Genomic DNA, 9,143 nt, shown 5'->3' on the forward strand with positions numbered 1-9,143 from the left:
GTGGCGAGCAACACCCTGGACAATCTCACCCTGGCCCGCAAGGAAGGCTGGCAGCACTACGTCGAGGCACCCCGCCGCCCCCAGCCCGAACCACTCACCCCCGCCCAGATGCGCCGGCTGAGCCCGGAGGCGAAGGCCGACTACGACCGGCAACGCCGTATCTGGCACGCCAACCTCGGGCCGATCAAGACCCCGCAGTTGGCCGAACTGCATGAGGACCTCTGGGACATCATCGACAGCAACGAGCAGGACGGCGACAAGGTCAAGGGCGCGATCGCGATCGATGCCTTCCCCGGGCTGGGCAAGACCACTGCGGCGCTGGCGTTCGCCCGCCTGTTCCACCAGCGGGAGATCTTCGAGAAGGGCACCTTCACCGGCGATGGCCACGAGCGGTGGCCGGTCTGCCGAATCGGGATGACCGGCAACACCGGGATGAAGGACTTCAACCGGGCCATGCTGGAGTTCTACGGCCATCCGGCCACTAGCAAGGGCACCGCCGCCCAGTTCGCCCACCGCGCCCTGGACTGCGTTCTGTCCTGCTCCACCCGGCTGCTCATCGTCGATGAACTGCACTTTCTCCGCTGGCAGGCCAAGAGCGGCATCGAGATCAGCAACCACTTCAAGTACATCGCCAACGAGTTCCCCGTCACGCTGCTGTTCATCGGTGTCGGCCTGGAGGCCCGCGGCTTGTTCTCCGAGGGGACCTCCTACAGCGATGCCGTACTCGCCCAGACCGCCCGGCGCACCACCCGCCTCGGCATGCGCCCGTTCACCATCGAAACACCGCAGGGACGCCAGGAATGGCGGACCATGCTGCTGGCCCTGGAACAGCGCCTGGTCTTGGCGGCCAAACATCCCGGGTTCCTCGCCGACGACCTGTCGGACTACCTGTTCGCGCGCAGCACCGGCCACATCGGCTCGCTCATGACGATCATCAACCGGGGCTGCCAGCGCGCCGCCCGAACTGGCGTCGAGACGCTCACCCCCGACCTGCTCGACCAGGTGAAGAACGACGCCGCGGCCGAAGCCGCCCGCCACGAACTGGAGCTCGCGTTGTCCCTCGGCCGATTGACCACCACCGCGTGAACGGCCCGATCCGGGCCCTGCCCATCAAGGTGCCGCCGATACCGGGCGAGGCACTGGACAGCTGGCTGGAAGCACTGGCCACTCGCCTCGACACGCCGCTCACGCACATGCTTGACGCGCTCGGCCTCAGCCGACACGACCGAATATCTCGGGCCGGCCCACCACCTAACTGGACCGTTCACCTCACCCAACACGAGGCCGCGCACCTCGGTGCCGCAACCGGAGTCGATGCCCAAACCCTGCACGACATGACCTTGTCGAGATGGGCCAGCCACTTCCTTACCCTGGACCCCGCCGCCAGAACCGTGAATGTCCGCTCGTCATGGACCCGGGCACGGGGGTCACGCTACTGCCCGCTTTGCCTGGCCCAAACCGGCGGCCGCTGGCAACTCACCTGGCGATTGACCTGGCACTTCGCCTGCCTGGAGCACGGCATCTTGCTCCAGGCCCGCTGCGGCGACTGTGGTCGCATGCCCCGCGAACTCGGTCATGCCCTGAGTTCCGTCCCCGTTCCCGGCAGATGCTCCCTGCCACGCCCCGATGGCACTAAAGCGAGCCACCGCACAGCCTGCGGTTTCCCGCTTTCCACCTGCGACGAGAGCCCCAGCGACATCGGTGTCCAGCCGTTTCTCACCAGCCAGCGATTGATCAGCGACCTCATCGACAGTTGCGGGGGACCGCCCTTTCGAGACGGTATCTATCGTCACTCGCCGATCCGGCCTGCCGAGGTCCTCCATGACCTTCGCATCGTCGCAAGCCTGATACTCAGGCTGCCGGTGGACGACCTGGAACATTGGGCACCGGAGCAGCTATTAGCTCGTCACAGGACAGAAGTTCAACGCAACGTCGCCCACGGCAGCTCTGGACACATCCGTCCGCTCACTCGCCCCCTGCATATGGTCCCGGTTGACGCTGCCGTCACCGCCCAGGTGCTCACCACAGCTCTCGACATCGTCTCCGCTCCCGACCTCGTCACGGCTGCAAGTCGGCTTGGGTGGATCGTGGACCGGCTGAGCGTTTTCCAGCCGCTGGCTCTGCGGGCCCCGCTCCTGACTTCCCGTCTGTCCGCGCCCCTCGCAGCCGCAATACTTCGTGCCCGGGAATCACGCTTTTCGGTTGCTCGCCGGTTGAAGTACACCACCAGCACCCTCTACAAACGCCGAGCGGATCGCCCGCCCGGCACCCCGGACGAGCGCGCGGCCCGCCTTCCCGCACTGCTCTGGCCCCGGCTGTCCATCCCGTTGATTCCCGAAGCTGACCGCGGCGCTCGCCGCTGGCGACTGGCCCTGCCCGCATGTCTTCTGCTCGCCGGTGGCCAGACGACCTGCCTGCGAGCTGTCACTCTTCTCGGTTACCCCGCTCGCCACCGCGGCGCCCTCTTCTACACCCACGCAAAGATCAACACCCACCCAGCCTGCGTCGCGATCCTGGACGCTCTGTCCGAACTGGCCGAACACCTCAACCAGCACCCATCACCGATCGACTACGCCCGCCGCCGCGCGATGTTCACCAACCAAGAAGACTTCATCACCCTTCACCACTGGTCATCACTGCGAACACGGCGGCAAAGCGACCTCGCCCAGACGCACGTCCACGCACAGCGATGGCTCTATGAGGCGCTGACCGGCAACCCCGCCGAGATCGCCCCCGACCCATCGCCGCCAACGACTTCCGCAGCCGCACCGCCTACAGCACCTTCCGCATGCGTCTGCTGCCCTCCGAAACCACGCTGCTGCAGGAAGCCGGCGCCGACGTGCTCCACATCAAGGGCGTCGACGAGCCCCTGACCTGGCAGCCCACCTTCCGATTCTCCCCAGACCAACTGGCCGCGCTACCCGGACGGGATCCCGACGATTTCGACATCACGACCGTCCATCAGGCCTTCCTCCAGGAGGAGTATCCGAGCGCCAAGCAAATCGCCACAGCCTGCGGAACCACGAGCGAGCACGTCCGCTATATCCTCGACGAGCACCCGGTCGACCGACCCACCCTCACCGTTGGTCATCGCAGGTGAGGAAACCGGCGAGTGGAGAAAAGCGGATTTCGGCCGAGCGCCCTGCGCCCAAGAACGCCTCGATCCTGGGACAACCACGCGACATGGTTATGGGCTGCGAAACTGGTTGCCGTGCTTACCCTCCGACACATAGACTCTTCAGCTCATATCCTCGTAGGGGAGACTCGATGACGCCTGACGAGCGCTCGCACGCTTTAGAATTGGCTGACGAACTGCTGGCAGATATTGAGTTGGACCGTCTGCCGTTGGACAAGCTCCTTCTGAAAGGTGGGCGACTCTCACGCCTGACCGAAGACGACGACTTCTCTGAGTGGATGAGAAAGGAGCTCGGTAGCTATTATGCCGATGACTTCAACGGGCTGCACTGGCGACTCACTATGCGCGGCAACAATAAAGAGGACGCCGTCTACGCTGGAGCCGCCACTCTCGCAGTATTCGTTGGTACTCTCGAAGAAGAGCTACGGAACCTTCGCCTGCCAGACGTTTCTGGTGAGTATGCGTCGATCGCCCTTCGGGAAACTCGCAACCATATTAGCAGCATTCGCAATGCAGTCATAAAGCATCAGCGGATTCTGACTGCCGTCAGAAATACGCTCCACATGTTCACGGCCAAGCACTTCTACATGCTGCGCTTCGCGACTCATCAAGGCGAAATGTTTGATGTCGCCAAAGCTAATATCGACGCGATTCTTGCCGAGGTCCCTGGAGACGCCCTACGCAAGATCGAATCGGCATATACGAACATCTCTGCCGGCGATCCCGAGTCGATTTCCGGCGCAATGAATAGCGTCCGTCGCCTTATTGATGCCGTTGCAGACGCCCTCTTTCCAGCGACGGAATCTACACGCACTGACGGCCAGGGCAACATCATCAAGCTTGGTGATCAACAGCGCCTAAATCGGCTCAAAGCACACATCGACGATCACGTGAACACCAAAAGTCGTGGCGATCGACTCAAGCGCGCCGTTAGTGACATTTATGGCCGTGTATCAACTGGAGTTCATAACGATGTCGCAGCCGCTGAGGCTATGTATCTCTTCCTGTCGACTTATGTTCTATTGGGAGAAATAGTTTCACTGTCGAACACGTCTTCCGATTAGCGCATTCGCAAGACCGCAATCATCTTTCAGGCCGAAACAACTCGTATGTTGCATCTCTGCGGGGTCGCGAAATCTCTTGGCTGTTGGTTGGACGGGATTCCAATGCCATCGCCTCCACTGCCAATGTCTCTATAGTGGGGGCGGTCCAGCGCTGAACGGTGATGGCCATGCCAACCGGGCAAGAGGGAGACATACGCAACATCCTCAACGAGCATCGGGGTGATGACCGTCCGGACCATCGCCCTTGCGTCAGGTGAGGAAACCGCCATCCTGGTGAGACAGATCTCGCGTCAGTCGCCTGAGACAGTTTGGAAATGTGCAGGCCGCACAAGATCAAGATGTCACGAAGACTGAGACCCTACAGCAAAGGCACGTGGTGGCGGTGAATGCAGGGCTTGCGCCTTCCGTCTCTGCCTGGTTCGTCAGGCCGTTGATGGCCCTCCGCTCTCGAAACCGACCCAAGCCCCAAAGTAGGACGGACTGGGCAAGTCGCGTCACGTCACCGGGTCCGCACAGGGTGAGCAGGTGGCACGGGAGCCGGAATCGGCCTTGGTGGGATCCGATCCCTGGCGGCAAAGGTTCGATTCCGATACCGGCTACACCGTGGACTACGGATGTTTGAAACGCTTGTTTTGCGGCGTTGGTAGGATCATCACGTGGGAGTTCCTGAGGATTTGCTGGCCGCGACCAAGCAGTGCCTGTCCGAGCGCGGATACGCCCGCACGACGGTGCGCGACATCATCGCGGTCTCCGGCAGCAACCTCGCAGCGATCAACTACCACTTTCGCTCCAAGGACGCGCTGCTCACCCAGGCCATGATCGAGGTGACCGGCGAGGCGGTCGCGGAGATCCTCAAGGCTTTTCCCGCCGACTCCAAGGAATGGTTCGAGGCCTTCTGGGGTGAGCTGATCGAGTCCTTCCGCACCAACCCGACCGTCTGGCGGGCCAACGTCGAGACGCTCGCGCAGGCCTCTCACCTGCCTGATGTGCGGGCCCGGCTCGCCGAGGGGCAGGCGCTGGCCCAGCGGGAGCTGAGCGCGCGCCTGCCCGGGCACGACGAGGCGGGGGCCCAGGTGCTGCTGACGCTGTTCATCGGGCTGCTGGTGCGCTGGCAGATCGACCCCGACAACGCCCCGATGGCCCACGACCTGGCCACCGGCCTCCGCGCGGTCGCCCAGGCGGCGGGAGGCGGGGAGGCGGCACCCGCCTGATCGCTCGGTCCCGCTCCGGGCGCATCGCTCCAGCGGCCCGGTTCCGCCTGCCGTCGGGGCCTCTTCAGTGCATCGCGTGGCGGCCGGCGTGCTGGTCCTGGGGTGGCGGCGGGGTGGCCTTCGCCTGCCGTACGGCACGCAGCATGACGGGAGCGAGCACCGCCATCACGCACAACGCGGCGGCCGCGGCGAGCATGGCGTAGTGCTGACCCTGTGTGAAGGCCTCCCGGGCGGCGGCGGCCAGCATGGTCGCGGCCGGGTCCGTCAGCTGCCGCGCGGACTCCAGGGCGCCGCCCAGGGTGTCGAGTGCCGTTGACGGGGCGCCCGTCTCGGCGAGGTGTCCCCGGTAGACGGCGGTGCCGATGCTGCCCAGCAGGGAGATGCCGAGCGCGCCGCCGAACTCGGTGGCCACCTGTGACAGCCCGGCGACCGATCCCGCGCGCTCCGGCGGAGCGGTGGCGATGATCAGGTCGGAGGAGACCGTCAGGACGAGGGTGACGCCCCCGGCCATCAGCATGATCCCGGCGATCAGCAGACCACTCTGCCCCGTCACGTCCAGCCGGGACAGCAGCATGAACCCGCTCGCACCGACGAGCAGCCCGGCGCAGACCACCAGCCCTGGCCTGACCTTGCGGACGAGCGCCGGCGCGAGCCCGGCGGCGAGCATCGCCGTGCCCGCCGAGGGCAGCGCGTACAGCCCGGCGATGAGCGGCCTGGCGCCCATGACCATCTGCAAGTACTGCGTCGTGAACAGGCTGGAGCCGACCATGGCGAAGACCCCGAGGGTGTTGGCGCCGATCGCGGCGGTGAAGGCGCGGCTGCCGAACAGGCGCACGTCCAGCATCGGATCGGCCATCGAGCGCTGGCGCCTGACGAAGGCGGCCCCCAGCGTCAGCCCGGCGACGATGGCCAGCGCCGGCGCCAAGCCGAGACCGTCCTGGGCGATGTGCTGGATCCCGTAGATCGTCGGCAGGATGGCGCCCAGCGACAGGGCCACGCCGAGCAGGTCGAACCTGCCCGGACGCGGGTCACGCGATTCGGGCAGCAGCAGCGGGGCCAGGATCAGCAGCAGCGCCATGACCGGCAGGTTGACCAGGAACACCGAGCCCCACCAGAAGTGCTCGAGCAACGCGCCGCCCATCAGCGGGCCCAGCATGGCGCCGCCGGCGAAGGCGCCGGTCCAGATGGCGATCGCGACGCGGCGCTGGCCGTCGTCGTGAAACATGTTGCGGATCAGCGACAGCGTCGAGGGCATCAACGTGGCGCCACCCACCCCGAGCAGGGCGCGGGTGACGATCAGCAGGTCGGCGCTGGGAGAGAAGGCGGCGACCGCTGAGGCGGCGCCGAACGCGGCGGCCCCGGCCATCAGCAGGCGGCGCCGCCCGACCCGGTCACCGAGCGTGCCCATCGGCAGCAGCAGGCCGGCCAGCATGAACGGGTAGATGTCGATGATCCACAGCAGCTGGGAGCCGCTCGGCGCCAGGGAGGCGCTGATGAACGGCAGCGCGTACGACAACACGTGCAGGTCGACGGAGATCAGCAACACCGGCAGGACCAGAACGGCCAGTCCGATCCACTGTTTGCGTCCGGCTTTCATGAGCGGCCCTTCTTTCGGAGCGGGGCACCGGCCTGGTGCAGGTGGCGCAGCGCCTCGCCGTGCGAGGCGACGAAACTCACTTCGTGGTACGGCAGGCGCAGCTGCCGGCAGTGGGCCTGCACGATGGGTTGCGCCAGGCGCAGGTTGGGGGTGGGCATGTTGGGGAACAGGTGGTGTTCGATCTGGTAGTTGAGTCCGCCCATGGCGAGGTCGGTGAACCGGCCGCCGCGCACGTTGCGGGTGGTGAGCACCTGCTTGCGCAGAAAGTCGAGCTGGGCCGCCCCGGTCAGGGTCGGCATTCCTTTGTGACCGGGGGCGAACACGCAGCCCATGTAGACGCCGAACAGACCTTGGTGAACGGCGAAGAAGGCCAGTGCCTTGCCCGGTGGCAGGGTCCAAGCCAGCACACCCAGATAGCAGGCGAAGTGCGCGAACAGCAGCGCGCCCTCCAGGAAGCGCTGTTTCATCCAGGGCTGCCGCAGTGCCCGCACACCGCTGACGTGCAGGTTGAGCCCTTCGAGCAGGAGCAGCGGGTAGAGGAGGAACGCCTGCCGGCCGCCGATGAGCCGAGCCAGGCCACGCGCGTTGCGTGCCTGTTCCTGTGACCAGACCAGGACGTCGGGTGTGACGTCCGGATCGAGTTCCTCGTGGTTGGGGTTGGCGTGGTGGCGGGTGTGCTTGTTCATCCACCAGCCGTAGCCGAGGCCGATGGCGAGGTTGCCGCCGAGCCGCCCGAGGATCTCGCTCGGGCGGCGGTTGGTGAAGACCTGCCGGTGAGCCAGATCGTGCAGAACCAGGGCGACCTGCGCGAAGACGATCGCGAAGTAGACGGCCAGCAGCAGCTGGAGCCAGGAGTCGCCCAGCCAGTGGAACGCTGCCGCTCCTGCAAGGTAGGCGGCTGCGACGGCACCGGTCCGGATCAGGTAGTAGCGGGGGCGCCGGTCGAGGAGTCCAGCCTGCCGGATGAGTCTGGACAGGCGGCTGAAGTCGCTCGCGGCCGTGGCCGTTGCGGTTGCTTGTGCCATGCCGACGACCATACACATGTTTGAAACGCTTGTGCAAAACATATGTTTCTGACGCTTGTTTGGATAAGGTGGGAGGATGAAAGAGCGAGACAAGCTGATCGAGGGCGCCAAACGCTGCCTGCAGGAACGCGGCTACGCGCACACCACGGCACGCGATATCGCCAGGACTTCCGGCGCCAACCTGGCCTCCATCGGCTACCACTTCGGATCGAAGGACGCGCTGCTGGCCGAGGCCATGGTCGAGGCGACCGCCGAGTGGGCCGACAGGCTGCGCCAGGCCATGGCGGGCGAAGTGCCGCGCGAGGGGGATGAGAAGTTGTGGCAGCAGGCGATCGAGCTGCTCGACCTCCACCGCCCCGTCTTCGTGGCAAGCATCGAGGTCTTCGCTCAGGCCGAGCGCCGGCCGCAGCTGCGCCAAGCACTGGCCGACGCCCAGGAGGCCGCCCGCCTGGAGTTGACCCACTGGCTCGCTGAAGCGACGTCGCCCCCGGCGACGCAGCGGGCGGTCGGCGCCTTCTATCTGACCTTGCTGACGGGGCTGATCATGCAACGCCTCATCGACCCGGAGCGCGCCCCCACCGCCGAATCGCTGACGGAGGCGCTGCGTGCCGTACGTGCACGTGTCACCGCATGACGGCGATGCCTTCACTCACCCTGCGTCAAGCCCTGCTGATCGTGGATGCGGTGAACGGCATGGACTCCGCCGACCGCCTGGCCAACACGCGCCTGCTGGCACGGGAAGTGGAGGCAGTGATCGCGTTGGGCGCGGAGGCGGTATGGGCGGAGGAAGGGCGCGCCCTGTTGGACGTGATCAAAGCATGGACGACATGCCAGCGTCTGGCGGTCATCGCCGCCGCCGAGCGATTTTGGGCATGTTCCGAGGGCGGCTATGAAGAGGGACTGCGAGCGGTGGGGCTGCTGCCCGGATCCTGGGTCCGGGGTTGAGCCTACGGACAGCCTGGGGGTGTTCACGAGTACGGCCCGCCTGGAGGAATGGTGCAGCGTTGAAGATCGCTTCCGTGTGTCACGAATGCAGGAGGAATGTTATGTAGGCAGACATCTCTGATTGCAATGCTGCGTGGGAGATGAAGGTCATGGCCCTTCGGAGTC

The 9,143-nt window shown here is 65.6% G+C and carries 9 protein-coding genes; 7 read left to right on the forward strand and 2 right to left on the reverse strand.

Features of this window, described 5'->3' with window-relative positions:
* From AB0J76_RS46755 to AB0J76_RS46775, 5 genes are all read left to right on the forward strand, one after another.
* A complete protein-coding gene (locus tag AB0J76_RS46755; RefSeq protein WP_352325141.1) occupies positions 1-1,086 on the forward strand; it encodes an ATP-binding protein in 1,086 nt (361 codons plus the stop codon).
* Complete coding sequence (locus AB0J76_RS46760; RefSeq protein WP_352325140.1) at positions 1,083-2,873, forward strand: TniQ family protein; 1,791 nt, start codon at positions 1,083-1,085, stop codon at positions 2,871-2,873. The genes AB0J76_RS46755 and AB0J76_RS46760 overlap by 4 nt, the downstream gene beginning before the upstream one ends.
* Positions 2,789-3,100, forward strand: a complete 312-nt coding sequence (locus AB0J76_RS46765; protein WP_352325139.1) for a hypothetical protein — start codon at positions 2,789-2,791, stop codon at positions 3,098-3,100. The genes AB0J76_RS46760 and AB0J76_RS46765 overlap by 85 nt, the downstream gene beginning before the upstream one ends.
* Positions 3,101-3,267: 167 nt before the next feature.
* The gene (locus tag AB0J76_RS46770) at positions 3,268-4,200 is read left to right on the forward strand and encodes a hypothetical protein (protein WP_352325137.1); all 933 of its coding nucleotides are present in this window, start codon (positions 3,268-3,270) and stop codon (positions 4,198-4,200) included.
* Positions 4,201-4,856: 656 nt separating this feature from the next.
* Positions 4,857-5,411, forward strand: coding sequence for a helix-turn-helix domain-containing protein (locus AB0J76_RS46775; RefSeq protein ID WP_352325136.1), 555 nt, complete (start codon positions 4,857-4,859; stop codon positions 5,409-5,411).
* A gap of 64 nt (positions 5,412-5,475) precedes the next feature.
* Here AB0J76_RS46775 and AB0J76_RS46780 read toward each other — a convergent pair whose 3' ends face one another.
* Entirely contained in the window at positions 5,476-7,008 is a 1,533-nt protein-coding gene (locus tag AB0J76_RS46780) for an MFS transporter (RefSeq protein ID WP_364393828.1), read from the reverse strand.
* Entirely contained in the window at positions 7,005-8,033 is a 1,029-nt protein-coding gene (locus AB0J76_RS46785) for an acyl-CoA desaturase (RefSeq protein WP_364393831.1), read from the reverse strand. The genes AB0J76_RS46780 and AB0J76_RS46785 overlap by 4 nt, the downstream gene beginning before the upstream one ends.
* Before the next feature lie 76 nt (positions 8,034-8,109).
* Between AB0J76_RS46785 and AB0J76_RS46790 the strand changes: the two genes are divergently transcribed.
* Positions 8,110-8,667, forward strand: a complete 558-nt coding sequence (locus AB0J76_RS46790) for a helix-turn-helix domain-containing protein (RefSeq protein ID WP_352331188.1) — start codon at positions 8,110-8,112, stop codon at positions 8,665-8,667.
* On the forward strand, positions 8,664-8,978 hold the full coding sequence (locus AB0J76_RS46795; RefSeq protein WP_352331186.1) for a hypothetical protein: 315 nt from the start codon (positions 8,664-8,666) through the stop codon (positions 8,976-8,978). The genes AB0J76_RS46790 and AB0J76_RS46795 overlap by 4 nt, the downstream gene beginning before the upstream one ends.
* The last annotated feature ends 165 nt before the right edge of the window (positions 8,979-9,143 follow it).

Source organism: Nonomuraea sp. NPDC049624, assembly GCF_040675255.1.
Lineage (GTDB): Bacteria > Actinomycetota > Actinomycetes > Streptosporangiales > Streptosporangiaceae > Nonomuraea.